The 25,826-nt window shown below is 36.4% G+C and carries 20 protein-coding genes and 1 tRNA gene; 20 read left to right on the top strand and 1 reads right to left on the bottom strand.

Annotated elements, in window-relative coordinates; all coding sequences use genetic code 11:
- Nucleotides 1-29 precede the first annotated feature (29 nt).
- From DW721_RS11770 to DW721_RS11815, 10 genes are all read left to right on the top strand, one after another.
- Entirely contained in the window at nucleotides 30-4,691 is a 4,662-nt protein-coding gene (locus DW721_RS11770; protein WP_118745862.1) for an Ig-like domain-containing protein, read from the top strand.
- 292 nt (nucleotides 4,692-4,983) lie between these two features.
- Entirely contained in the window at nucleotides 4,984-6,696 is a 1,713-nt protein-coding gene (recN, locus tag DW721_RS11775) for a DNA repair protein RecN (protein ID WP_118745863.1), read from the top strand.
- A gap of 193 nt (nucleotides 6,697-6,889) precedes the next feature.
- Nucleotides 6,890-8,140 (top strand): SpoIVB peptidase, encoded by a 1,251-nt coding sequence (spoIVB, locus tag DW721_RS11780; RefSeq protein ID WP_118745864.1) that lies wholly within the window; start codon nucleotides 6,890-6,892, stop codon nucleotides 8,138-8,140.
- 188 nt (nucleotides 8,141-8,328) lie between these two features.
- Nucleotides 8,329-9,141, top strand: coding sequence for a sporulation transcription factor Spo0A (gene spo0A, locus DW721_RS11785; protein WP_022015103.1), 813 nt, complete (start codon nucleotides 8,329-8,331; stop codon nucleotides 9,139-9,141).
- Between the two features lie 74 nt (nucleotides 9,142-9,215).
- Nucleotides 9,216-10,652 (top strand): glycogen synthase GlgA, encoded by a 1,437-nt coding sequence (gene glgA, locus DW721_RS11790; protein ID WP_022015102.1) that lies wholly within the window; start codon nucleotides 9,216-9,218, stop codon nucleotides 10,650-10,652.
- A 127-nt stretch (nucleotides 10,653-10,779) separates the two neighbouring features.
- Nucleotides 10,780-11,499 carry a pseudouridine synthase gene (locus DW721_RS11795; RefSeq protein ID WP_022015101.1) on the top strand — a complete coding sequence of 240 codons (720 nt, stop codon included), beginning with the start codon at nucleotides 10,780-10,782 and terminating at the stop codon, nucleotides 11,497-11,499.
- A 69-nt stretch (nucleotides 11,500-11,568) separates the two neighbouring features.
- Nucleotides 11,569-11,641: transfer RNA gene (locus DW721_RS11800), tRNA-Thr, on the top strand.
- A gap of 103 nt (nucleotides 11,642-11,744) precedes the next feature.
- Complete coding sequence (locus DW721_RS11805) at nucleotides 11,745-12,329, top strand: SprT family zinc-dependent metalloprotease (RefSeq protein ID WP_118745865.1); 585 nt, start codon at nucleotides 11,745-11,747, stop codon at nucleotides 12,327-12,329.
- Between the two features lie 165 nt (nucleotides 12,330-12,494).
- Nucleotides 12,495-13,220, top strand: a complete 726-nt coding sequence (locus DW721_RS11810) for a zinc dependent phospholipase C family protein (RefSeq protein WP_147355406.1) — start codon at nucleotides 12,495-12,497, stop codon at nucleotides 13,218-13,220.
- Nucleotides 13,221-13,414: 194 nt separating this feature from the next.
- Nucleotides 13,415-13,915 (top strand): TFIIB-type zinc finger domain-containing protein, encoded by a 501-nt coding sequence (locus tag DW721_RS11815; RefSeq protein WP_118745867.1) that lies wholly within the window; start codon nucleotides 13,415-13,417, stop codon nucleotides 13,913-13,915.
- A gap of 205 nt (nucleotides 13,916-14,120) precedes the next feature.
- On the opposite strand, the gene gdhA is transcribed toward DW721_RS11815, so the two are convergent.
- Nucleotides 14,121-15,473, bottom strand: a complete 1,353-nt coding sequence (gdhA, locus tag DW721_RS11820; RefSeq protein WP_022015097.1) for an NADP-specific glutamate dehydrogenase — start codon at nucleotides 15,471-15,473, stop codon at nucleotides 14,121-14,123.
- 446 nt (nucleotides 15,474-15,919) lie between these two features.
- Between gdhA and DW721_RS11825 the strand changes: the two genes are divergently transcribed.
- From DW721_RS11825 to DW721_RS11870, 10 genes are all read left to right on the top strand, one after another.
- Nucleotides 15,920-16,573 carry an HAD-IA family hydrolase gene (locus DW721_RS11825; RefSeq protein WP_118745868.1) on the top strand — a complete coding sequence of 218 codons (654 nt, stop codon included), beginning with the start codon at nucleotides 15,920-15,922 and terminating at the stop codon, nucleotides 16,571-16,573.
- A 100-nt stretch (nucleotides 16,574-16,673) separates the two neighbouring features.
- The gene (locus DW721_RS11830; RefSeq protein WP_022015095.1) at nucleotides 16,674-17,291 is read left to right on the top strand and encodes a hypothetical protein; all 618 of its coding nucleotides are present in this window, start codon (nucleotides 16,674-16,676) and stop codon (nucleotides 17,289-17,291) included.
- Between the two features lie 49 nt (nucleotides 17,292-17,340).
- Complete coding sequence (locus DW721_RS11835) at nucleotides 17,341-18,015, top strand: response regulator transcription factor (protein ID WP_118745869.1); 675 nt, start codon at nucleotides 17,341-17,343, stop codon at nucleotides 18,013-18,015.
- Between the two features lie 37 nt (nucleotides 18,016-18,052).
- Complete coding sequence (locus DW721_RS11840) at nucleotides 18,053-19,636, top strand: HAMP domain-containing sensor histidine kinase (protein WP_022015093.1); 1,584 nt, start codon at nucleotides 18,053-18,055, stop codon at nucleotides 19,634-19,636.
- Between the two features lie 162 nt (nucleotides 19,637-19,798).
- Nucleotides 19,799-20,524, top strand: coding sequence for a DUF4352 domain-containing protein (locus tag DW721_RS11845; RefSeq protein ID WP_118745870.1), 726 nt, complete (start codon nucleotides 19,799-19,801; stop codon nucleotides 20,522-20,524).
- 39 nt (nucleotides 20,525-20,563) lie between these two features.
- Nucleotides 20,564-21,469: a chemotaxis protein gene (locus tag DW721_RS11850; protein ID WP_022015091.1), complete on the top strand. Its 906-nt coding sequence runs from the start codon at nucleotides 20,564-20,566 to the stop codon at nucleotides 21,467-21,469.
- Between the two features lie 35 nt (nucleotides 21,470-21,504).
- Nucleotides 21,505-23,313, top strand: coding sequence for a hypothetical protein (locus tag DW721_RS11855; protein ID WP_118745871.1), 1,809 nt, complete (start codon nucleotides 21,505-21,507; stop codon nucleotides 23,311-23,313).
- Nucleotides 23,314-23,485: 172 nt separating this feature from the next.
- Nucleotides 23,486-24,091, top strand: a complete 606-nt coding sequence (gene hisH, locus DW721_RS11860) for an imidazole glycerol phosphate synthase subunit HisH (RefSeq protein ID WP_022015089.1) — start codon at nucleotides 23,486-23,488, stop codon at nucleotides 24,089-24,091.
- Nucleotides 24,092-24,276: 185 nt separating this feature from the next.
- Nucleotides 24,277-25,038: an imidazole glycerol phosphate synthase subunit HisF gene (gene hisF, locus DW721_RS11865; RefSeq protein WP_055941333.1), complete on the top strand. Its 762-nt coding sequence runs from the start codon at nucleotides 24,277-24,279 to the stop codon at nucleotides 25,036-25,038.
- A gap of 29 nt (nucleotides 25,039-25,067) precedes the next feature.
- Nucleotides 25,068-25,745: a uracil-DNA glycosylase gene (locus tag DW721_RS11870; RefSeq protein WP_118499190.1), complete on the top strand. Its 678-nt coding sequence runs from the start codon at nucleotides 25,068-25,070 to the stop codon at nucleotides 25,743-25,745.
- Nucleotides 25,746-25,826: the final 81 nt, after the last annotated feature.

Below are 25,826 nucleotides of genomic sequence, written 5' to 3' on the forward strand. Positions count from 1 at the left end.
AAAAGACGGATTGAGTCAGGGGAGGAACTATGAATCGATTAAAGGATAAGATTAAGAAAAAATGGAAGACCATGGCGGGAATGACAGTTATGCTTATGTTCGTTTTTGTGGTTGGCTTTGCGGCAAAAGCACATTTTACATCAAGGGCGGCAGATGACGACCGTGATTATGTTGTTCTTGACAGTACCGGCAGACAGATGACATCAGGTCAGGAATACACCATGCGTAGAAAACAGGATCAGTTAAGTGCATCGGGAGCACAGGATAGCAATACGAAATACACATGGCAGAGTTTGGATGCAACCAAATTAAAGATTAGTGCTACTCCGGGAAATTATGGTGCTGAAGTGACGACTACCGGAATCAACAGTACACTTTACACTCAGGCAGTTCAATATGGTACGGTCGGTCTGACGCTTACCATTACTGAGAATATAAATGGAACAAATGTTTCAAAAACATTTACATTTACAATAAACATAATGTTCTCCGTGAACGAGTATCTCGTAAAATCTACCGGTGTAGAGATGAACAAGATCTTTGATACCGATGAGCGTAAAGCAATCATCATGGATTATCACAGAGATACGGAAACAAAGCTTGAATTTGGTACGGATGCTACCGATAGTTCGCAGAGTCAGAAACTTAATCTTATGTTCGGTGATGCTACAAAAGGAAGCTGGAATACCAGTAATAAGGATGTTGTTAAGATTGATAGTAATGGTATAGTGGCAACAGGTCCGGGTAAAGCAAAGCTGACGGTCACATATCAGGATACTGATATGACTAAGTCTGATACAGATGAGATATGGGTATATGTAAGACCTGAGGTCATATATCAATCAGGGGATGGTACAGGTACCGGAAACGGAAAGATAGTAAACTCAGATGTTTATACGCAGTCACTTGTTGTAAAAACAGGCGATTACCTTGACTGTCAGGCAAAGTTTGACAGTAATCCGAATGAATCTATAAGCCAGAAACTTATCTGGGTTATTTCAAAGGAAGTAGGTGGCAATACAGGTAAAAAAGTTTTAATAAAGGATTCTTTAGGAAATACTGGTTCAGAGGATAAGGATGATGCTGAGCTTGTATGGTATCCTGCACTTAAAAAATATCAGCTCAAGGCAAAGGCAGAAACATATGTCGTACAGTTCTTTGTAGCTGATACTTATCCGGGATTTGAAAACCTTGAAGTTTCAACAGGAAAAAAATATCACTGTGATCCTGTAAATATAGCAGGTGGAGTACAGGTCAAGACAAATTATGAAGAAAAAAATGTAACCATAAATATTGGTGGTCATTATGACTTGACAGATGCATTTAATATTTCATTAAAAGGATTGACGGAAAACTTTAAAGGTGAAATATATACAGATGTTTCAGCAGGAATAGATGGCAGTAAGATAATTGACTTTGATAATGCATCGTGGAATATTACGACAAAGTCGACAGGAAAAGCAACATTGACAGTGACAAAATATCCACAGCAGTCAGCAAATACAAATATTCCGGAATATGATACATTACAAACGGTAAAAGTAAATATAACTGTAATGCAGACATTTTCAATGAATGTATCAAGCATTGATATGGCGATAGGTGCAAGTGAGCAGTTATATGGTACTTTTGGCGAAGATGTCACAACAGAAACAAGTCAGTTTAAATGGGAACCTTCGGATGATTCAAATGAATATATCACGGTTAAACCTAACGGGCAGTATGCAACGATAGTAGCCAAAAAAGAAACTCCGGCAAATACACCGGTGCTGGTAACGCTTTCGTGGACGAGTCCTGACGGTGTTACGCTTACCACAAAGTGTAATGTAACAGTAAGAAAGAGTGTTGAAGAATTCCATATGGTTCCTGACACTCTGACTATAGAGCAGGGACAGCAGAGCATTATAGCAACAGATTTGACAGAGAAAAGAAATCTTATATGGCTTTCTTCTGATCCGTCAGTAGGTACTATTGAACAGATATCAGGTACGACTAATCCATCAGCAATGTTTACTGCACTTAAAGCGGGAAAAACAGTGATTACAGCACTTAATCCTGACAATAATGTTTATGCGACTTGTGAGATAACCGTAACGCAGCCTGTTACGGAGCTCGCGATAGGTGTTGTCGATCAGGAAACAAAAGAAGTTGTCCAGTATGACACATATACGACTACACTTGCAGAAAAATATGTATTTATGAAAGCTATTTTTGGCCCATCAGACACAACAGAGAAAGAGACAGACTTTAAGTGGAGTGTAGAGGGAACATCACTTTCAGATGTGAATCCTACAGATATTGCTGAGATAGATTCATCGGGAAAGGTTTCTATGAAACGAGAAGGGGATGTGTATATCAGGGTGCAGAGTGCTAATATGTATGCAACCTGTCATCTTATCATCCAGTCACGACCAATGACAGAGATAACGACCGATGTATCAAGTCTTAATATGATAAAAGGTGATACATATGCGGTAACTGCATCATATCAACCTGAAGACGCATCTGATACAAGAATGACATGGACCTCAGATGACACTAAAGTAGCTACAGTGAATGATAAAGGAGTGATTACGGCAGTAGGTCCGGGAACTACTTCGATTAAAGCAACAGCAGTTCTCCCACAGTCAGATGACAATCACACGACAGCATCGGCAACGATAGTAGTAAATGTAAGAAACAGGCTTACTTCTATTGCGTTTGGATCAAAGGCTGAGTATATTTCAGTTGGATCGTCGAAAACTGTAGATGTTCAGTTTACGCCAAGTGAGAATATAAACAGTAATGTTACATTTTCATCATCAGACACGACAATATTTACCGTGTCAAAAGAAGGTGTTATAACAGGTGTCAAAGAAGGTGTTGCAATGCTTAGCTGTGTTGCCGAGGATTTAGGTCAGGAGGGTGCCATAACCTGTATGGTCTATGTAACTTCTTCGCAGGTATCGGCAACGGATTTTGCGATAGTGCCAAATGAGGATACTGTTTATATTGGAAAGACATTACAGCTTACACCTGTGTTTACACCTGAAAATGTTACAGACAGAGATGTTACATGGACAACTTCAGATGAGACAAAAGCAACAGTAGATGCCAATGGTGTCGTGACTGGTGTCGAGGAAGGAACAGCCGTAATAACTGCTACATATAAAGATACGACAAATGATAACCGTGTATGGACGGGAACCTGTATCGTAACGGTTGAGAAAGCACCTGTTTCAGCAACGGGATTTGAAGTTACACCGGTTACACAAAATATCGTATGTGGAAAGAAGTTTACGATAAAACCTCAGTTTACTCCGGAAGATACAACAAACCAGAATGTAATTTACCAGTCTCTTGATGAGACGGTTGTTACTGTTGATTCAAAGGGAGTTGTAACAGGTGTCGGACCGGGAGATGCCATTGTTCAGTGTACTGCAGAAGATGGAGGTTTTAATGCTACTGTAGCAGTTCATGTAGAAAAGGCAGTTGATTTTAAATTGTCACCTTCTACAAGAGAGCTTGCATTGGGGCACAGTTTTACTCCAAAAAAGGTTATAAAACCAACATCAGCAAATAAAACTGCAACATGGAAATCATCAAATACAAGTATTGCGACAGTAAGTTCTTCTGGAAAGGTTAAGGCTAAAAAGATAGGAACATGTACTATTACATGCACACTTACAAAATATAAACAGTCAGCAAAATGTAAGGTTAAGGTAAGAAAACTTCATACAACGGTAAAACTCAACAAGAGTAATATCCGTATAGGATTGAAACAGTCATACAAACTTAAAGCTACTGTTAAATCTAATGCGGGCAAGCTTCCGGGCGTAACATGGAAAAGTTCAAATTCGCGTGTATTAAAAGTATCAAGCAGCGGTAAGATAACAGCAAAGCGTGTCGGAGTTGCAAGAGTGACCGTAATGACTAAAGATGCAATTCATGCAAAAGCTTCTTGTAAAGTAAGAGTAATAAGGCGTGTATCAAGTATCCGACTTAATACAAATTATACAGTATGTTATGTGGGAAGAAGCAAAAAGCTCCATGCTATATTGAAACCTGCATCTGCATCTGTTAAGGGTGTTAAGTGGACAAGTTCAGATAACAAGATTGTTCAGGTAAACAGTTCAGGAAAAATCTGGGGTATTGCAGAGGGAGATGCATACATAACTGCAACTACTACGGATGGAAGCAATAAGAAAGCAAGATGTTTTGTTAAGGTAGTTGAGCCTGTACCGGTTACAAGTATTGTTATTGCACAGCAGGATGTAACGATGAAGCGTGGAGATAAGATGAAGCTGTCATACTCAGTGCTTCCATCTGATACTTCAGATAGTATTAAGTTCTCAAGTGATAATAAGAGAGTTGCAACAGTGGACAGAAAGGGTAATATAACAGCGGTAGGAACAGGTAATGCGACTATCACAATACTTGCGACAAGTGGTGTAACATCTACGGTAAATGTAAATGTAGTTGCGATGAACAAGTCAGTTCTCAATCTCAGACAGTATGATACAGAGACATTGATAGTTCATGGTACATCAGATACAGTTACATGGTATTCATCAAATACACGAGTTGCGGTAGTAACAAATGGTAAGGTTGTTGCGAAAGGAACGGGAACGGCATATATATATGCATATGTAAACGGATGCAAGGTAGGATGCCAGATAAATGTTTCTTCAGTAAACAACAATAAACGATAAGATATGATGTAAAAATAAAGTATTACGTATTAATATCTAATATATGATTTATGGAAAAGTATCATATAAAACTTAAAGTTTTGTGTGGTACTTTTCTTTTTGTGTGCAACAGTTCAGCGGAAAAAAATTGACAATAGTTGAGTTTATTCACTGTATTGTCAATTTTTTTTGGGGGGGTGAATTGTTATGAATTAAAACGAAAATATGTTCTTGACAAACGGGTGTTCAGTGTGATATTATCCATATAACAAGAGCGAAAATATGTTCAGTACAATATAAAGGGGGAGTATCCATGTTACTTAATCTTCATGTGAAAAATCTTGCGATTATTGATGAGATCGAAGTTGAATTTTCCGAGGGACTTAATGTTCTTACAGGAGAGACCGGTGCCGGTAAGTCCATCATTATCGGTTCTATAAATATTGCACTTGGTGGAAAAGTTTCAAAGGATATTATCAGGACAGGTACGGAGTTTGCACTCGTGGAACTTACATTTTTAGCTGAGGACAGTGAACAGATAAATAGTCTTGAAAAGCTGGGGATTACATTAGAGGAGGATGTCGTAGTAATATCTAGAAAGATAACTAAGTGCCGCACTATAAACAGGGTCAATGGTGAGACGGTAAGTGTTTCTATGCTTAAAAGTATTGCCGATATACTTATAGATATTCATGGCCAGAATGAGCAGCAGTCATTACTGTATAAGAATAAACATATGGAGATTGTTGACAGATATGCGGCAGAAAAAATGTGTGGGAGAGACATGGAGTTTTCAGAAATGTATAGACAGTATAAGGATATGCTTGTCAAGTATTCAGAAAAAGAAATGTCAGAGGAAGAAAGACTTAGAGAAGTATCATTTATACGGTATGAGCTGGAGCAGATAGAACATGCACATTTAGTAAAGGGTGAAGAGGAAAAGCTTCAGGAGAGATACCGTTATCTTTCAAATGCAAATGAGATAAAGAGTGGTATAAATGAGGTGTATTCACTTGTAGAAGATTCTTACGGTGACAGTCAGAGCGTGTCACAGATGCTTGGAAGAAGTTCCCATATATTAGCAAAGATAAGTGGTTATGATGAAAGGCTTAAGGAGCTGGCGAGACAGATAGCAGATATTGATGAGCTTATCATGGATTTTAACAGGGATTTGCAGGAATATGCGTCTGATATGGATGAAAATGGTGAGGAGTTTGCAGAAGTTGAAACGAGGCTTGATCTTGTCAGGACAATTAAATCAAAATATGGTGCGACAACTGAACTGGTTGAAAATTATGCAAAAGACCTTGAAAATAAACTTGAAAAATATGAAGCATACGAAGAATATAGGGCAAATCTCGAAAAGAAGATAGAGATATATAAAATTAAGCTGGAGAAACTCGGAGAGAGTATTTCAAAAATTAGAAAAAAGTGTTCTGCCGAACTTGAAAAGAGGATAACCGACGCACTTATAGACTTAAATTTCCTGCAGGTAAAATTTGAAATAGCAGTCAGGGAACTTGATGAGTTTAATTTAAAAGGAAAAGATGAAGTTGAATTTATGATTTCCACAAATCCCGGTGAAGATTTAAAACCAATCGGTCAGGCTGCATCAGGTGGCGAACTTTCAAGAATCATGCTTGCAATAAAAGCCGTTCTAGCCGAACATGATTCGATAGGTACATTAATATTTGATGAGATAGATGTTGGTATCAGTGGACGCACAGCACAGAAAGTAGCTGAAAAGATGGCATTTATAGGTCATTCACATCAGGTTATATGTATATCACACCTTGCACAGATAGCTGCAATGGCAGATCATAACTATCTTATTGAAAAAAATAATTCATTAAATAAGACGAGTACAGTCATAAGGCAGTTAGAGGGTGATGAGATAGTAGAGGAGATAGCAAGAATACTCGGAGGAGCAAAGATTACCGATGCCGTACTTGAGAGTGCAAGAGAGATGAAACAGCTTGCAGATATTGAAAAAATAAATTATAAAAAAGTAAGTCGCCCGGCATAAAGAGTTTTAGAAAGAAAATATATTTTAATAACAGCATTTTAAGACGAGAAAATATTTTTGACAATTTTATGTTAATGAACAGTTTTAATATTTTTGAATACTTTTTTGTATTTTGCGGACTATATCAAATATAAATATTGTATATTTTCAAAAACAAAAATTGGAAATATACTTTTTGTTGGAGGATATAAAGATGCAGAAAAAGAAGTATTATCAGTTGTTTCTTATCGGGGCACTGGTATTGGATATAGTTGTATCGGTATTATACTATATTTGGTATCTTGACCGTAAAATACCTACAGATATAAACATAGTTGCAAATTCTGAGCAATCATTTGATTTTAATCTTCCGGTTAAATGTGAAAATACTTCAAATACCTGCATAAAAGTTATGAGCAATCCGGGAACGGATGGTATGATGAGAGTGACAGCGGGAAAAAGTTATGGAAGCTGCAAAGCAGAACTTAAGCTGTTTGGCATTATACATTATAAGAATATTAAGTTTAATGTCGTCAAAGAACAAAAACTAATGCCGTCGGGACGGGCGGTAGGCATTTATGTAAATGCGAGGGGAGTAATGGTTCTTGGGACGGCAAATGTGCGTGGAAAGGATGGTGTTGAGTACAGTCCGGCAAAAAATATACTTCAGACGGGTGATTATATATACCAGGTCGATGGAAAGAAAGTTTCATCAATAGATGACATAGAAAGTATATTGCAAAACAAAGATAAAGCTTCAATACGGATGAAAATCCGCAGAGGAAATGAAAATATATTCGTAAAGATGAAGTGTATTGAAGCGGATGACGGAAAATTTAAGATAGGGACATGGCTTAGAGAAGATACAGAGGGTATAGGAACGATAACATATGTTACTAAGGATAATATGTATGCCGCTTTAGGTCATGGCATAGCAGATGCAGATACGGGACTTTTAGTAGATATATCGGCAGGAGGGTTATATAAGGCAGATGTAAGCACGGTTATACCGAGCAAAAAAGGAAGTCCCGGACAAATATCAGGAAGCGTGGAATTGTCTGACAGATGCCGTCTGGGAAGCATCATAAGCAATACAAATTCAGGTATAAAGGGAAAAATAACAGTCGGTGAGACAGCTTATATATATCAGAAAAAAACTGCACTTCCCATTGCATTAAAGCAGGAGATAAAAAAAGGAAAGGCATATATATTATGTCAGTTAGACAAAGTAACAGATAAATATGAAGTCGAGGTGTGTAGTGTATATCAAAATTCAAAAGAAAATAAGGATATGGTAATAAAAGTTACTGATGAGAGACTTTTAAATAAAACGGGCGGTATCGTGCAGGGGATGAGTGGTTCACCAATCATACAGAATGGAAAGATTATAGGTGCTGTTACTCATGTTTTTGTAAATGACCCGGTAAAGGGATATGGGATTTTCATTGAAAGGATGCTTTCGTGAAATATTGATTTGATGTAAATAGTAGAATGGTGTTGTCAGATTATGTAATAACATGAAGATATATAGTAAAGTGTAAGAAAAACAGCATTTAAAGGTCGAAATGTAGAGCGTGTTTATCGTTGAATTATGATGTGATAGGGCATAATATCTAGAAGAAGAAAAACAAAAAGTCGAATTTGGAGGTAAATATGGACAACATCAAAGTATTAGTAGTTGACGATAACAGTAGAATTGTAAATTTACTTAAGGATGCTATTACAAAAGAAACAGATATGGATGTGATTGCGACAGCAGCAGATGGTGAGGAGGCACTTAAAAAAATCGAAATCCATAATCCGGATGTCGTCTTACTTGATCTTATAATGCCAAGACTTGACGGACTCGGTGTTATGGAGAGACTTAAAGAGAAGAAAAAAATAACTTCGGTTCCAAAGATAATTGTTATTTCGGCTGTCAGCCAGGAAAGCGTAACGGAAAATGCGTTTGCACTTGGTGCAGCATATTATATTTTAAAGCCGTTTGATACTCAGATGGTACTTTCGAGAATTAGAACGGCAGTAAACGAGGAGAGTGCACAAAATCATGTGATAAATACAGTATATGAAAATGGAAAAAATATGTTAAAGAAATCATATAATCTTGAAGCAGATGTAACAGATATAATCCATGAGATAGGAGTACCGGCACATATAAAGGGGTATCAGTATCTAAGAGATGCAATAATAATGTCAGTTAATGATGATGAGATGCTTGGTGCGATTACTAAGAGATTATATCCAACGATAGCAAAAAATCATAAGACTACATCAAGCCGTGTAGAGAGAGCGATAAGACATGCTATAGAGGTGGCATGGAGCAGGGGAAAAGTTGATACAATCGAAGAATTATTTGGATACACAGTAAGTTCGGGCAAAGGTAAACCTACCAACTCAGAGTTTGTCGCATTGATTTCTGATAAAATACGCCTTGAATATAAAATGAACAGGAAAATGATAGTTTAACAGATAAAATACTTTTCAGAGCCGCTGATTTGGTTTATAATATATATAAACATTGGCAAAGGAGGTTGGTTGTATTGAAGAATATTTTATTTGTAGCATCGGAGAGTACTCCGTTTATCAAGACGGGAGGATTGGCAGATGTAGTCGGTTCACTGCCTAAATGTTTTGATAAGAAAAAGTATGATGTAAGGGTTATGATTCCCAAATATGCATGTATTCCGGATGAGTGGAAAAACAAGATGGTTTACAAAACACATTTTTACATAGACTTGGCATGGCGTAAACAGTATGTTGGAATCATGGAACTGCAGTATAATGGCATTACATTTTATTTTATAGATAATGAATTTTATTTTGCAGGACCAAAACCATACGGTTATATACACGAAGATATTGAGAAGTTTGCATTTTTTTGCAAGGCTGCATTGTCATCACTTCCAAGTCTTGATTTTCATCCGGATGTTATTCATTGTCATGACTGGCAGACAGGACTCATTCCTGTATATCTTCATGATATGTTTCAGGAAAATCCGTTCTATACGAATATTAAGACAATAATGACTATACATAATCTTAAATTTCAGGGTGTATGGGATTTGCAAAAGGTTAAGGATATAACAGGGATAAAACCTTCGTTTTTTACATCGGACAAACTTGAAGCATATGGTGATGCAAATTATCTTAAAGGTGGAATTGTTTATGCTGATCTGGTAACAACAGTCAGTGATTCATATGCAGAGGAGATAAAGATGCCGTTTTACGGTGAAAAACTTGACGGACTTATGCGTGCGAGAGAAAATTCGCTTGTAGGTATTGTAAATGGTCTTGATTATGATGAGTATAATCCGGAAACAGATCCTTTGATTTACAAAAATTATTCTGTAAAAACATTTAGACGCGAAAAGATAAAGAATAAGAGGGCTTTACAGAGAGAGCTTGGACTTGAGGAAAATGATAAGAAGTTTATGATAGGAATAGTTTCAAGACTTACAGACCAGAAAGGTCTTGATCTTGTAGATTATGTCATAGAAGAAATCTGTGCGGAGGATACACAGCTTGTCGTGCTTGGAACAGGTGAAGAAAAATATGAGCATTTATTCCGTCATTTTGAGTGGAAGTATCATGACAGAGTGTCAGCGAATATTTATTATTCAAATGAGCGTTCACATAAGATATATGCGGCTTGTGATGCGTTTCTGATGCCGTCACTTTTTGAACCATGTGGACTTAGTCAGTTGATGAGTCTTAGATATGGAACAGTTCCTATCGTGCGTGAGACTGGTGGTCTTAAAGACACTGTAGAACCTTACAATGAATATGAGGGAACTGGAACAGGTTTTTCATTCTGCAATTATAATGCTCATGAGATGTTAAATACTATCCGTTATGCCAAGGATGTATATTTTAACCGTAAACGCGAGTGGAATAAGATTATTGACAGAGGAATGGCTAAAGACTTTTCATGGGGACAGTCAGCACAGAAGTATGCCGAACTTTATGACAGACTATAAAAATGGCATATCATTGATTGGTTATTTATTGCAAGCTTGACTTCGGTAGTCAAAACTATGCGGCAATGAGTGAATTTGAAGTGAACCGGGCTGGACATGAGTGTTCAGCCCGATTTAGGAGACTGATATGATAAGATTAGACAAGTTCCTTTCTGAAATGTCCGGCTGGACAAGAAGTGAAGTAAAAAAGATAGTGAGAACAGGAAGTGTAACTGTAGATGGAAATGAGGTAAAAAAGCCTGAAACTAAAATTGATGAGAAATTATCAATAGTCAGTGTAGATGGCAGGCAGATTAAATATAATAAGTATGAATATTATATGTTGAATAAGCCCAAAGGATTTGTATCGGCAACAACAGATAGGGAGCATAAGACAGTTGTGGATATAATAAGTTCATCGGAAAAAAAGGACCTGTTTCCTGTAGGGAGATTAGACATAGATACAGAGGGACTTTTACTTATAACAAATGACGGAGAGCTGGCTCACAGATTATTAGCTCCCAAAAATCATGTGGAAAAAACATACTATGTTGAAGTTTCAGGAATACTTGATGATGTTGATGTGGATGCAGTGGAAAAAGGTCTTGATATAGGTGAAGAGAAAAATACAATTCCTGCAAAAATGGAAATATTAAAAACAGATATTCAGAATAATATATCATCATGTTATCTGACAATACATGAAGGAAAATTTCACCAGGTTAAGAGAATGATGAAAAAACTCGGCAAGACAGTTACATATCTGAAAAGGGTGAGCATGGGAAGTCTTATTCTTGACAGCAAACTTAAAAAGGGCAATTACCGGAAACTTACCGAGCAGGAAATCATAGAATTGAAAAATAATTAAAAATATGTTATAAAATATTTAAAAGATACTTGACCTAAACAGAAAAATAAGGTAAACTATTAAGGCAGTGCTGAAATAGCTCAGTTGGTAGAGCACTTCACTCGTAATGAAGGGGTCGTGGGTTCGAGTCCCATTTTCAGCTTAAATGGAAAGTCTTGAAAATATTGATATTATCAGGGCTTTTTTTGTTACAAAAAAACTATCAATAATATGCATATGCTGGAGATGGAGAGCAAATATAAAAAATGGATTTAGATGATAAAACACATATAGAAGTAATAAGAAGTAAAAGAAAAACGCTTGCAATAGAAATAAGACCGGATATGAGAGTTGTTGTGAGAGCCCCTGAGAAAATACCTCAAAATGAAATCATAAAATTTGTTGAGGAGAAACAGAATTGGATAAAGAAGCACCTTGTACAGATGTATTTTAAGGCAGAAGAAAATAAAAAGCAGAAAAAAGAACCGGCACTTACGAATGCAGATATAGAGAAATTATGTCAAAAAGCATTGTCAGTAATTCCAGATAAAGTAAAATATTATGCAGAGATAATGGGAGTAATTTATGGCAGGATTACGATAAGAAACCAAAAAACAAGATGGGGAAGCTGCAGCAGTAAAGGAAATTTGAATTTTAATTGTCTTTTAATGCTCATGCCTGACAAGGTGCTGGATTATGTAGTCGTGCATGAGCTTTGTCATTTAAGGCAGATGAACCATTCCAAAAAATTTTGGAAGGAAGTTGAAAGGTATATGCCTGATTACCCAAATTATAAAAAGTGGCTTAATGAGAATGGAGGAGCATTGATAGAGCGTATGTTGAGAAGATAAAATATTGACACGGTGTTTAGGAGGATAGATAATAACATAAGTGATGCTAAGTAAATAACCAAATAGTGTTATGAGCAAGTAGAATAGTGGAGTGCGAATGTCCACATGACTATGTGTTAATAAATGGAAATCAATAGAATTAATAAGAAGGAAGGATGAATGACAATGGCAGGAACGATGATTCATCTTGTTATCGCAGTCAGGATTGCTGAAAATATCAAAAAAAATGGTTATAAGATAAGATTGGCAGACGGCAGCAATATTCATTTTGATAAAAATATGTTTATTGCGGGTAACATATGTCCTGATGGGATAATGGAAAGAAAAAATTATGAGAGGAACATGAAGCTTCATACACATTTTAGGGATGGAATACCCGATGGTGATTTTGGGAAAAACGGAACAATAAAGTTGTTTGAAAAAAGAATGGCTGACTTTTGGAGAGAGCATTGCGAGGATGAAAGAGTGGCATCAGGACTCTATCTTGGTTATATAACTCACATGATGACAGATAAAAGGTTTATTTTATACGAAAGACCAAAATATTTTCAAAATATAAGTAAAATAGGTCTGACAGAGCGTGATAGAGAAACTTTTGTGTATTTTAACAAGGATACGGATCTTGTTGATTTTAAACTTGTTAAAGAGATGCCGGAGCTTTCAGAGGCAGAAAAGATATTGAGAGAAACTAGAGATTATTATATAAAAAATATGATAACAAAAGAGGAGCTTGACAAGAGCCGCAGATGGATAATAAAGTATTTTTTTGAAGAAAAACATATTGAAGAAAATAGTAGATTCCTTGATTATAACAGCATACTTAAATTCTGCGGGGATACGGTCAATTATATACTAGACAGGCTTAAAAATGAGAGCTATTTAGATGTGTAAGCGTACAATAAATATCCATTAGATAATTAAAGTTTATAAGTGTATCTGACTGTGCTATAAGAGTAGTCAGTGTAGATGCCACGAATCCGTTAGACAATTAAAATTTACAAGTGTATCTGACTGTGCTATAAGAGCAGTCGGTGTAGATGCTACGAATCCGTTTGACGATTAAAGTTTACAAGGGAGCGCAAAAAATGGGATACGACAGAGACGATATATTGGAACAAATAGAAAAGAATATTCCGACAAAATGTGAAAGATGTGGAGCAAGATTGTATTTTAAAGGAAGTGGAAGATATGTATGTCAAAGATGTCACATAGATTATTATGATGATTTTGGATTGATAAAAAAATATATTGATGAAAATGGACCGGCACCAGCAGTTGAGATTTCGGTGAAGACTGGGGTAAAACTTGAAGTAATAGATATGCTTCTTGAGAAAGGCAGACTTGAAATGCCTGGGGAATTAAAAGAGGCGGAAAGATGCGAGAGGTGCGGTGCACTTTTTCCGATAGGGAGATATTGCAAAGAATGTATCGAAGATACCAGTAAAGGGATTATGAATATTTTTAAAAATGAAGAAGCACAGCGGAGAAAATTTGCCATATCAAAGCAGGCAAGAGATAAGGAAACAAAAGATAAGTATGAAAAAGACAGGATGCACTATCTTAATCACATCAAAGATCAGTGGTAAGTTAAAAAATAAAATAACAAGTAAAAATAAAAATAGAACAAAATGTAAGTAAAAAATAAATAGAGAAAAGAGTATAGAATGAAATGTAAAGAGAAGAAAAAATAAATATAAATAGGCAAATTACTCATGTAATACAAAAACAAGCCCCTCAATATTTATAATGAGGGGCTTGTTTATTTATATTAATATGAGAAAAGCTAAATAATTAGCAGCATCCCTGAGCCTTCATTGCTTCAGCGACTTTAAGGAATCCGGCAATATTAGCACCTGCCATGTAGTTACCAGGCATACCAAATTCTTTAGCAGCTTCGTCACAAGACTTGAAGATTTCTTTCATGATGTTGTGAAGTTTGCTGTCAACTTCTTCAAATGTCCATGAAAGTCTCTCAGAGTTCTGGCTCATCTCAAGACCTGATGTTGCAACACCACCTGCATTTGCGGCTTTAGCTGGTCCATAAAGCATATTGTTTGCAAAATAAACATCAATAGCTTCAGGAGTAGAAGGCATATTAGCACCCTCAGATACTGCGAAGCATCCGTTTTCAGCTAAGAGTTTAGCACTTTCGCCATCAATCTCATTCTGAGTAGCACATGGAAGTGCGATATCACACTTAATGCTCCAGATACCCTTGCATCCTTCTGTATATGTAGCATTCTTGTGGGATGTTCTGTCAACATACTCTTTGATACGTCCTCTTTCAACTTCTTTAATCTGCTGAACTATTTCAAGCTCGATTCCATCAGGATCATAAACATATCCGTTTGAATCAGATAAAGCAACAACTTTTGCACCAAATTCTGTAGCTTTCTTTGTAGCATAGATAGCTACATTACCTGAACCTGAGATAACAACTGTCTGATCCTTGAAACTCTTACCATTAGCCTTGAGCATTTCATTTGTGAAATAGCAAAGACCAAATCCTGTTGCTTCTGTACGTGCTAAAGAACCACCGTATGTAAGTCCTTTTCCAGTAAGAACACCAGACCACTCATTGCGGAGTCTCTTGTACTGTCCGAACATATAACCGATTTCCCTTGCACCTGTTCCAATATCACCGGCAGGAACATCACAGTCAGGACCGATATGTTTGCAAAGTTCTGTCATGAAGCTCTGGCAGAAACGCATAACTTCTCCATCGCTCTTACCCTTAGGATTGAAGTCGGAACCACCTTTACCACCACCCATAGGGAGTGTTGTAAGTGAGTTTTTGAAGATCTGCTCAAAACCTAAGAATTTAATGATACCACTGTAAACTGAAGGATGAAGTCTAAGACCTCCCTTGTATGGTCCGATAGCAGAGTTGAACTGGATACGGAAACCTCTGTTTACCTGTACTTTACCATTATCATCTACCCAAGGTACACGGAAAATGATCTGTCTTTCAGGCTCAACGATTCTTTCAAATACGCCTGCTTCTACTAAGTCAGGTCTTTTTTCAACAACAGGCTCAAGTGAAGTAAATACTTCCATAACTGCCTGGATAAATTCAGGCTCGCCTGCATTTCTCTTTTTTACTGTTTCAAGTAAGTCAATAAGATACTGATTTTTTAACGCCATTGTAAAAAAACCTCCTGAATAAATATATAATATTTTGAATGTTTGTATCCGGTAAAAGATTAAATATAATGTATATCTATGTAAATATCCCAAAATATATATTAAAGATACACAAAAATTGTAAAACATTCCTAAAACAGTATTGCACAATTTTTAACAAAAATCAATCAAAAAATGTTGAGTATTACATATTTTTGGTTGATTTTATACAATTTAACAACAAATATAAAAATAATTTAATAAAAACTAAAATATGAACGACATATTAACAATTTGGACATAATTTGGACATATTTAATGATTATAATTTTGTTTCAGAAAGTGAAAACTTTCTACTCCCACCCTATTATACGCTGGATAACACGAGTTATCCGATAAAAAGAGCCTTCCCGGGCTCTTTTTATTTTATATGAAGTATTGAAAAAAACAAAATGAGGTATAAATTTATGTATAAATATATTTTATTCGACCTTGACGGTACAATTACTGATTCAAGTAAGGGAATAACAAATTGTGTTAAATATGCATTAGAAGCAGCCAAATGGGAAATTCCTGAAACTGACAGACTGCTTGAATTTATAGGTCCGCCGCTTACGGAAGGATTTATGACAATAAGCAAAATGTCAGAAAAAGAAGCAGAAGCGGCAACGACAAAGTTCAGGGAGAGATATAATGTTACCGGACTTTTTGAAAATGAGCCGTATGATGGAATCGAAAAAATGTTAAAGACATTAAAAGAAAACGGGTATATACTGGCAGTAGCAACATCTAAGCCAGAGGAGACAGCAAAAAGGATTATTGAACATTTCGGGCTGAAGAAATATTTTAAAGAAATAACAGGAAGCACATTTGATGCGGTCAGAAATACAAAACAGAGTGTTATAGAGGAAACTTTAAAAAGACTTGGGATAACGGATGCTGAAAAGGAATCAGTGCTTATGGTAGGTGACCGAAAACATGATGTAGTAGGAGCACATAATTGTGGAATAGATGTTCTTGGTGTTTATTATGGCTTTGCAAAATCAGGTGAGTTAGAAGATGCGGGTGCCGATTATATTGTTTCAAAAGTTGAGGAAATTGTCAAAATAATCACCGGATAAACACAAATTTATGATATAATTATATGGAAAAAATTAAAACTGTTTACAATGATAAGTTTGACAGTTTAAAAGCATAGTGTGCAGACATGGGGGATAAAGTATGAGAGATGATAAAAGATTTATACTTGACGGATTTGTGTTTTCAACAAGAAAAGACTATGAAAGAGCATGCAAGGAAAAAGAAACTATAGAATATCTTGTCGCAAATTCAAATATGTCTGATATGAAAGCAGTCTTAAAAATATATAATAAGGCTGTGGAAAAAAAGTCGTTTCAGACGGTTATTGGACTTGAATTTATAGAAAATATGCGAAAAAGACTTCTTTCTTCAGGAATAGTTAAAGAAAACCAACTGGCATATGTACCGGTTGTGCCGAGAGTTAAAGAAAAAATGTCAGGGAAAAGTATTACGGACAAAGATGTGCTGGAAAAAAATGTGGAGAAATATAAAAATGCTTATGAAGCGGAAAAAGCAGGAAAAAAAATAAAAAATATGGCTATTGTTTTTTTATGCATATTGCTTATAGCAGTCATATTCATAACAGTGAAGTCAAAGTATTCTGTATTTACGTATTTCACTGATTATAAATCAAATATGGAAAATGAATTAATCGACAAGTATGAAAAATGGGAGCAGGATTTAAGTGATAAAGAAAAAGCACTAGATAAGAGAGAAAAAGAGATACAGGAAAAAGAAGAAAGATTGAAAAATAAGTAAGGGTAAAATTTTACCGGTATCAAAAACATATGCAGAAAAGAGGGTTATTATGGAAAAATTGAAAATTATGGTTGTTGATGATGAAGCGAGAATGAGAAAGCTTGTCAAGGACTTCTTAGTTAAAAGTAATTTCGATGTTTTAGAAGCAGGTGACGGAGAAGAGGCTGTAGATAAGTTTTATGAAAATAAAGATATAGCACTTATACTGCTCGATGTTATGATGCCTAAAATGGATGGCTGGGAGGTTGTAAGAGAAATAAGGAAATATTCTCAGGTACCTATAATAATGCTTACGGCAAAAAGTGACGAAAAAGATGAACTTCTTGGATTTGAACTTGGCGTAGACGAATATATTTCAAAACCATTTAGTCCTAAGATTCTTGTTGCAAGGGTTGAGGCAATACTAAGAAGAACAAATGCTCTTGATGATGGAGATATAGAGGTAGGTGGTATTTGTATAAATCAGTCTGCACATGAGGTTAAGATTGATGGAAAGCAAATTGAATTAAGCTTTAAAGAGTTTGAACTGCTTACATATTTTGTGACAAACCAAGGCGTTGCACTGTCAAGAGAACGCATTTTAAATAATGTCTGGAATTATGATTATTTCGGAGATGCAAGGACAATAGATACCCATGTAAAAAAATTGCGTAGTAAGCTTGGCAAAAAAGGGGAATACATAAAGACAATCTGGGGAATGGGATACAAATTTGAAGTGTCTTAGGAAATTTGCAATATAGCTTTTAATGGAGGTGGCATGTATGGAGCTGAAAAGACAAAAAAGATTTTATGGGATTAAATCCATACGTACTAAGCTTATATTGATAATGATAGGAATGTTGGGATTTACATTGGCGGCAATATGGTTTATGAACAGGGTTTTTCTGCCCTCTTATTATCAGCACAGCAAAGTATCAATGCTTGAAGAATGTTATGAGGAAGCAAATTCAATAGTAAATAAAGATAAGGATTACAGTAGTGGAGAGTCGACAGGATTATCGGACGATTCGACGCTTAATCTTGAAATAATGTCTGCGAATAACACATCCAGTGTGTATATATTCAGACTGAACAATTTTTTTGGAAAAGTATATTATCAATATGATTATCCAAGTGAAAAAGTTATTACTGAATTTCAAAGGCAGAACATTATAGACAAAACTAAAGATTATGTTGTTGGTATTGAGGATTCACAAAGTTATTATGTCAGGGATAAAAAGCGTAATCTTATTGATATGAAAAATGAATATTGTGTATATAAGGTGCTTGATGAGAGGATAGGTTCATATTATATTGAACTTTTTGGCAAGCTTGATTCGGGAGCCTTTGTATATGTAAGTACGAACTATCAGAGCATGGCAGAAAATATAGGTATATTTAATTCATTTCTTCTTTATGTCGGTGTGGGTGTTATAATATCCGGTGTGATTCTGATGGTATTTATAGGAAATAATTTTACGAAGCCAATCAGAAAACTGACAGAGATAGCACAGAAGATGGCAGATTTTAATTTTGAAGTAAGATATCCGGTTAAAGAACATGATGAGATAGGTGTACTGGGCAGCAGCATAAATACATTGTCGGAAAACCTGGAAGAAAAGATTTCAGAATTAAAGACAGCAAACAATGAATTGCAAAAGGATATTGAAAAGAAGATACAGATAGACGAAATGCGTAAAGAGTTCCTATCAAATGTATCACATGAACTTAAAACACCTATTGCACTTATACAGGGATATGCGGAAGGTCTTTATGATAATATAAATGATGACAGTGAGAGCAGGAAATTTTATTGCGAAGTTATAATGGACGAGGCTGATAAAATGAATAAGATGGTAAAGAAGCTTCTCACATTAAATCAGATAGAGTTTGGAAATAACCAGGTGAATTTTGAACATTTTGATATTGTTCAGGTTGTAAGGACGGTAATAAATTCAGCAACTCTTCTTGCAAAACAAAAAGAGGCACAGATAGAGATAGATGATTATCCGCAGATTTATGTTTGGGCTGATGAATATATGATAGAAGAAGTAGTTACGAATTATGTCAGCAATGCGATAAATCATGTTGATGGCGAGAAAAAAATAAAAGTAAGCCTGAAAAAAACGGATAAAGTTGTGAGAGTCAGCGTCTTTAACACCGGAAAATGTATTCCGGAGGAGGAACTCGACAAAATATGGATAAAGTTTTATAAAGTAGATAAAGCGAGAACAAGAGAGTACGGTGGAAGCGGTATAGGTTTGTCAATCGTAAAGGCAATAATGGAATCAATGAATCAAAAGTGCGGTGTCCTCAATCATGAGGATGGAGTAGAGTTCTGGTTTGAGCTTGATATAGAAAATTAATAAGGGAGCACATATTCGTTGACGATAATGTCACAAATGTGGTATTATATAAAAAGATGAAAAATGGGTGGTAATGATGGAAAATCATTACAGTTCACAGCAAAATGTGGACAGTAAGTAAGAATACTCATTTGCAATGTGTATAAAGCACGGAGGGACAATATGAGAAAAGGGATGTTCATTGTGGCAGCAGCCACGGCAGTTTGTCTGACAGGATGTGCGAGTGTTCAGACATTGACAGAAGATCAGAATAATGCGATAGCAGAGTATATGGCAGATAGTCTGTTAAAGAGTGATAAAAATTATACATATAATATGAAGTTAGACAATGATAATTATCAGGAAGAACCGACGGCAACTCCTCAGATACAGCCGACAGCAGTTCCGAAACCGACAGCTTCGCCGGAGATAGGTAGTACCATGCAGCCGGTCACACCTTTAAATTCAGATAATCCAACGGAGTCATCAGAGCCGCAGCAAAAGTCGGTATCACTTAGTGATGCCATGAATTTATCCGGATTTAAAGCAAAAGTAACCGGTTATAAGTATGACAGTGCTATCAGCACGGGGGTATCAGATATATCAGCACACAAGGGTAAAAAGCTGTTTGTTGTCAATATAAAATTTAAAAATACTTCCGGACAAAACAAAAAGATTGATATGACAAAAAATAAGAGTTCATATGTTTTGAATGTTGATGGTAAAGATATGGGCACTCCGCTTTTAACTATTGCAAACGAGGACATTCATTTTATAAAGAAAACTGTAGCTGGAGGAAAAAGTGTAAATTCGATACTTGTATTTGAAATTCCTTCGGGTACAAAGTTGAAAAATGTTCTTTTGGAAGTAACCAACAAAGATATGATGGCACAGGTAAATATTAAATAAATAAACTTACAAATGTGAAAAGATATTGGAGGTAAGGATATGGAAACAGGAATCTTATTAGAGAGTGGAACAAATGAACTGGAAATATTAGAGTTTCGTGTTGCAAACAATTACTATGGAATAAATGTCGCAAAAATAAGGGAGATTATTTCTTTTCAGACACCTACACCTGTACCGAATGCTGATCCACGCATAGAAGGTATATTTATGCCGAGAGATGAGATTATCTCAATTATAGATCTTGCAGAGTGTCTTCATCTGCCAAAGCCTGAAACACCGACAGGAGATATGTATATAGTTACAAATTTCAATAAATTAAATACGGCATTTCATGTAAATGGTGTTTTGGGAATACACAGAGTGTCATGGTCAGATATAGTTAAGCCGGATTCAACAGTAAATACAGGCGGAGAGGGCATGGCAACAGGAATTGTCAGAATAGATGGAAAACTTATAATCATTCTTGATTTTGAAAAAATCGTAGCAGATATAAATCCTGAGACGGGACTTAGAATGTCAGATGTTGAGAGAATGCAACACAGAACAAGGAATGAAACACCTATACTTATAGCAGAGGATTCACAATTACTTAGCAAGATGATAGTGAACTGTCTTGAACAGGCAGGATATACAAATCTGACAACAACAGCAAATGGTAAGGAGTGCTGGGATAAACTTCAGGAATATAATGCAAGTGGTGATCTTGATTCAAAAGTAGCATGTATTATAACAGATATTGAGATGCCTCAGATGGATGGTCATCGTCTTACCAAGCTGGTTAAAGAAAATGGTGATATGAATCATATACCTGTAGTTATATTCTCATCACTTGTAAATCAGGAAATGAAGATAAAAGGTGAACAGCTCGGTGCGGATGCACAGCTTTCCAAACCGGAAATCGGCCAGCTTGTTGCTGCTATTGACAAATTGGTTGGAAATGAATAGGCCAAATAGGTAAATCAAGCAAGGAGATAATTGGATTGAGAGAAGAAGATAATATTGAAAAGGAAGGTTTACAGGAAGATAATCCGGATATTGGCGATAATTCAGGAGATGAAGATTTTGCAGAATATGATGATCTTTCAGCACTTGAGGGATTACCACAGATAGATGAGTTGGATAATATGGACGATCTGTCAGGAGTTTCGGATGTAGCTTCAACTATTGATTTTGATGAGTCCGGACATCAGGATGAGTCAGAAGACGATATTGATATACCACTTCCTGACATAGATTTTTCAGAAGACGATGGAATAGCATCGGAATTATCTGACGGGTCAGATATAAAAACTACATATCCGGAGATAAAAGATGATGATAATAATGCGGCGGATGATAGTACTGTCGAAGAACCGCAGGTATCAGAAGATATTGCAGCAGAAAAAGATACTGAGATAGAAACTCAATCAGATGCAGAAGCTGAACAGTCGGGTGCAGATATAATGTCACTCTCAGAGGACGGAGCAGATGAAGAACAGTCAGACGCAGATATAATGTCGCTCTCAGAAGATGGGGCAGATGAAGAACAGTCAGATGCAGATATAATGTCGCTTTCAGAGGACGGAGCAGATGAGGAACAGTCAGATGCAGATATAATGTCGCTCTCAGAGGACGGAGCAGACGAGGAACAGTCTGATAATGACATAATGTCACTTACAGAAGATGGAACAGCTGATGACGAATCAGGTTCTATAGATGATATGCTCGGAGGTCTTTTGGACAATTTTGATAAAAATGGTTCTATAGGTGATGAGTCGGAAGAACAGTCGAAGGAGAATAGTGGATCAGATGCAGGTGATGGACAGAAAGCGGATGATCTGTCTGATTTGTTGGGGATGCTTAGTGATGACTCAACATCTGATGATGTTATAAGCCTTGACAGCGTTTCAAATGAAGAAATTCCTGATATATCAGAGATTCCTGATATACCTATGCAAGAAGAGGAGGACATATCCAATATACTCCCTCAGAATGAAGAAAAGGAAGATGATGGTGAAAAACAGAGCATTTTCAAAAAAGTTTTTGGAAATGTAGTCACGGATGAGATAGCGGAAGCAGAGAAAAAACAGGAAGAAGAAGAGGCTGCTAAAAAAGAAGAAGCCGAAAAAGTAAAAGAAGAAAAGGCTGCTGAGAAAGCAAAGCAAAAGGAAGAAAAAGAAAAGCTGAAGGCTGAAAAGGCAGAGGCGAAAGCTGCAGCAAAAGCGAAAAAAGCGGAGGAAAAAGCAGCAAAGAAAGCGGAAAAACAGGCACAGAAAGAAGCCGAAAGAGAAGCTGCTGCAAATGAAGTAGTAGGAAAACTTAACAAGGTTGGAGTTTCAATAGTAGCTGTATTTGGAGTTATAATACTCGCCGGAATAATTATCGGTACAAACAGTTTTGGAAGCGGTTTGGATAAGAAGAAAGCTACAAATTACTTTGAAATGCACAGATATTCGCAGGCATATGAATCTGCTGTAGGGACAAACATGAAGGAAAAAAATCCTGAGCAGTATAAAAAGATTGTGACTGTTATGAAAGTTCAACATGCTCTTGATTCCTATCAGAACTATGAAAATGTCAAAAAATATCCTGAAGCATTGGACGCTCTTCTTATGGGACTTAAGAAATATGATGCAAATAAAAAGACTGCATATGACCTTGAGATAGAAAACGACCTTGCGAGTGTTTATGATAAGATACTTGATATTTTGTCAGATGAATTTGGTCTGTCAAAGTCACAGTCATATGATATTCTTAGCTTAGGCAGCAGTGAATATACAAGCAAAGTTAATGCTATTGCAGCTAAGTAAATAAATAAAAACTCACTGGTATAAAAAAGTCGGTGAGTTTTTTTGTTTGAAAAAGCAGAGAACATAGTCAAAAGTATTTCTTTATCGTACAGAAATTATCATATCGACAACACCACCCGTATGTGGTACACTTTTAACATACAAAATAATGACAGCAGAGGTGATATACAGAATGATAGCAATTATTGATTATGATGCAGGAAATCTTAAGAGTGTTGAGAAAGCTTTGTTATATCTCGGTGAGGAGTGTGTAGTCACAAGAGACAGAAATGAACTTCTTAAAGCGGATAAAGTTATCTTGCCGGGAGTGGGTGCTTTCGGTGATGCGATGGAGAAACTTAATAAATTTGGTCTTGTTGAGGTAATACATGAGATAGTTAAAGAAAATAAACCGTTTTTAGGAATATGTCTCGGACTTCAGCTTATGTTTGAGAGCAGTGAGGAGGGACCGGGCGTAAAAGGTCTTGGACTTCTTCCGGGAAAGATAGTCAAATTTCCAGAAAAAGATGGGTACAAAATTCCTCACATGGGATGGAATTCAATTAAGATAAAAGATGGGAGCAGACTTTTCAAAGGTGTTTCTGACAATTCATATGTTTACTTTGTTCATTCATATTATCTTCAGGCAGAAAATGAAAACGATGTAGCAGCAACTACCGATTACATAACACACATTCATGCATCTGTTGAGCATGGCAATATATTTGCCTGCCAGTTTCATCCGGAAAAAAGCGGTGATGTCGGATTGCAGATATTAAAGAATTTTTGTGAATTATAAAATGTGATGCGATAGTTAAAACAGACGGTAATGTAAATGCAAAAATTCAAGGCAGCATTATATACTTAGTTGTGTAAAAATAGTTGTTTAAAAAATTAAATCGTGCAGAAATTGGAAACAGAAAAGAAAGTGGTCTGTTGCACTACAGGTGTGATTAGGCAGCAAAGGAAAGGCTTGGTAGATATATGTTTACAAAGAGAATAATTCCATGTTTGGATGTAAATAACGGCAGAGTTGTTAAAGGTGTAAATTTTGTTGATCTTAAAGATGCGGGTGACCCGGTTACTGTTGGTGCTGCTTATGGGAAAGCGGGTGCAGACGAACTTGTATTTCTTGATATAACGGCATCTTCTGATGCGAGAGCGACTAAGATAGATATGGTAAGGAGAGTAGCGGAAACGGTGTTTATTCCATTTACAGTCGGTGGTGGTATAAGGACAGTTGATGATTTTAAGGCTGTTTTAAGAGAGGGGGCTGACAAGGTTGCCGTAAATTCTGCTGCAATATTAAATCCTGAACTTATATCTGAAGCGGCTATGAAATTTGGAAGCCAGTGTGTTGTTGTTGCCATTGATGCGAAAAGGAGAGAGGATGGCAAAGGCTGGAACATCTTTAAGAACGGTGGTCGTGTTGATATGGGGATAGATGCTATTGAGTGGGCGATGAAAGCGTATGAACTTGGTGCCGGTGAGATATTGCTCACAAGTATGGATTGTGATGGAACAAAAGACGGATATGATATTGAACTTACAAGAACTGTTTCTGACAATGTAAATATACCTGTAATCGCATCAGGCGGAGCAGGAAAACTTGAACATTTTAAAGAAGCGTTTACAGAGGGAAATGCAGATGCAGTGCTTGCAGCATCACTTTTCCACTACAAAGAACTTGAGATAAATGAGGTGAAAAAGTATCTTAGAGAAGAGGGTATAAGTGTCAGACTCTAAACATATTTACAGAAAAGAGGAAGAAAGTTATGGGAATGATTGATAATGACTGGCTTCCGGCTTTAAAGCCGGAGTTTGCGAAAACATATTATAAAGATTTGTTCGAGTTTGTTAAGACTGAGTACAGCAGAGTTGTTGTATATCCACCGGCAGATGATATATTCAATGCGTTTCATTTTACCCCATTGTCAAAAGTGAAAGTAGTGATTTTGGGACAGGACCCGTATCACAATGTAAATCAGGCACACGGACTTAGCTTTTCAGTGCCGCCGAGTCAGAAGGAGATACCGCCGTCGCTTCAAAATATATACAAGGAATTGCATGACGATCTCGGCTGTTATATACCAAACAACGGTTACCTCAAAAAATGGGCGGATCAGGGGGTGCTTATGTTAAACACGGTGCTTACGGTAAGGGCTCACCAGGCAAATTCACACCAGAATAAAGGATGGGAACATTTTACCGATGCTGTCATAAATGCGGTAAATGAGCAGGACAGACCTATAGTATATCTTTTGTGGGGCAGACCTGCACAGAGTAAGATTCCTATGCTTACAAATCCGAAACATCTAATATTAAAAGCACCGCATCCAAGTCCGCTTTCAGCTTACAGAGGATTTTACGGATGCAGGCATTTCAGTCAGACAAATGAATTTCTTAAAGAAAACGGAGTAGAGCCAATCGACTGGCAGATAGAAAATATATAACGCTATTATGGAAGTTAATACTTAAGAATTAATTACATTTCTTTCAGATATATTGTGTCAAAAATGTGTCTATGCTAACAT

It is taken from the genome of Clostridium sp. AM27-31LB, from assembly GCF_003480745.1.
GTDB lineage: Bacteria > Bacillota > Clostridia > Lachnospirales > Lachnospiraceae > Butyribacter > Butyribacter intestini.

Bases quoted from the DNA above. Each gene is read 5' to 3' on its own strand.
- DW721_RS11770 (WP_118745862.1), top strand. From the start codon at position 30: ATGAATCGATTAAAGGATAAGATTAAGAAAAAATGGAAGACCATGGCG.
- recN (WP_118745863.1), top strand. From the start codon at position 4,984: ATGTTACTTAATCTTCATGTGAAAAATCTTGCGATTATTGATGAGATC.
- spoIVB (WP_118745864.1), top strand. From the start codon at position 6,890: ATGCAGAAAAAGAAGTATTATCAGTTGTTTCTTATCGGGGCACTGGTA.
- spo0A (WP_022015103.1), top strand. From the start codon at position 8,329: ATGGACAACATCAAAGTATTAGTAGTTGACGATAACAGTAGAATTGTA.
- DW721_RS11795 (WP_022015101.1), top strand. From the start codon at position 10,780: ATGATAAGATTAGACAAGTTCCTTTCTGAAATGTCCGGCTGGACAAGA.
- DW721_RS11805 (WP_118745865.1), top strand. From the start codon at position 11,745: ATGGATTTAGATGATAAAACACATATAGAAGTAATAAGAAGTAAAAGA.
- DW721_RS11810 (WP_147355406.1), top strand. From the start codon at position 12,495: ATGGCAGGAACGATGATTCATCTTGTTATCGCAGTCAGGATTGCTGAA.
- DW721_RS11815 (WP_118745867.1), top strand. From the start codon at position 13,415: ATGGGATACGACAGAGACGATATATTGGAACAAATAGAAAAGAATATT.
- gdhA (WP_022015097.1), bottom strand. From the start codon at position 15,473: ATGGCGTTAAAAAATCAGTATCTTATTGACTTACTTGAAACAGTAAAA.
- DW721_RS11825 (WP_118745868.1), top strand. From the start codon at position 15,920: ATGTATAAATATATTTTATTCGACCTTGACGGTACAATTACTGATTCA.
- DW721_RS11830 (WP_022015095.1), top strand. From the start codon at position 16,674: ATGAGAGATGATAAAAGATTTATACTTGACGGATTTGTGTTTTCAACA.
- DW721_RS11835 (WP_118745869.1), top strand. From the start codon at position 17,341: ATGGAAAAATTGAAAATTATGGTTGTTGATGATGAAGCGAGAATGAGA.
- DW721_RS11840 (WP_022015093.1), top strand. From the start codon at position 18,053: ATGGAGCTGAAAAGACAAAAAAGATTTTATGGGATTAAATCCATACGT.
- DW721_RS11845 (WP_118745870.1), top strand. From the start codon at position 19,799: ATGAGAAAAGGGATGTTCATTGTGGCAGCAGCCACGGCAGTTTGTCTG.
- DW721_RS11850 (WP_022015091.1), top strand. From the start codon at position 20,564: ATGGAAACAGGAATCTTATTAGAGAGTGGAACAAATGAACTGGAAATA.
- hisH (WP_022015089.1), top strand. From the start codon at position 23,486: ATGATAGCAATTATTGATTATGATGCAGGAAATCTTAAGAGTGTTGAG.
- hisF (WP_055941333.1), top strand. From the start codon at position 24,277: ATGTTTACAAAGAGAATAATTCCATGTTTGGATGTAAATAACGGCAGA.
- DW721_RS11870 (WP_118499190.1), top strand. From the start codon at position 25,068: ATGGGAATGATTGATAATGACTGGCTTCCGGCTTTAAAGCCGGAGTTT.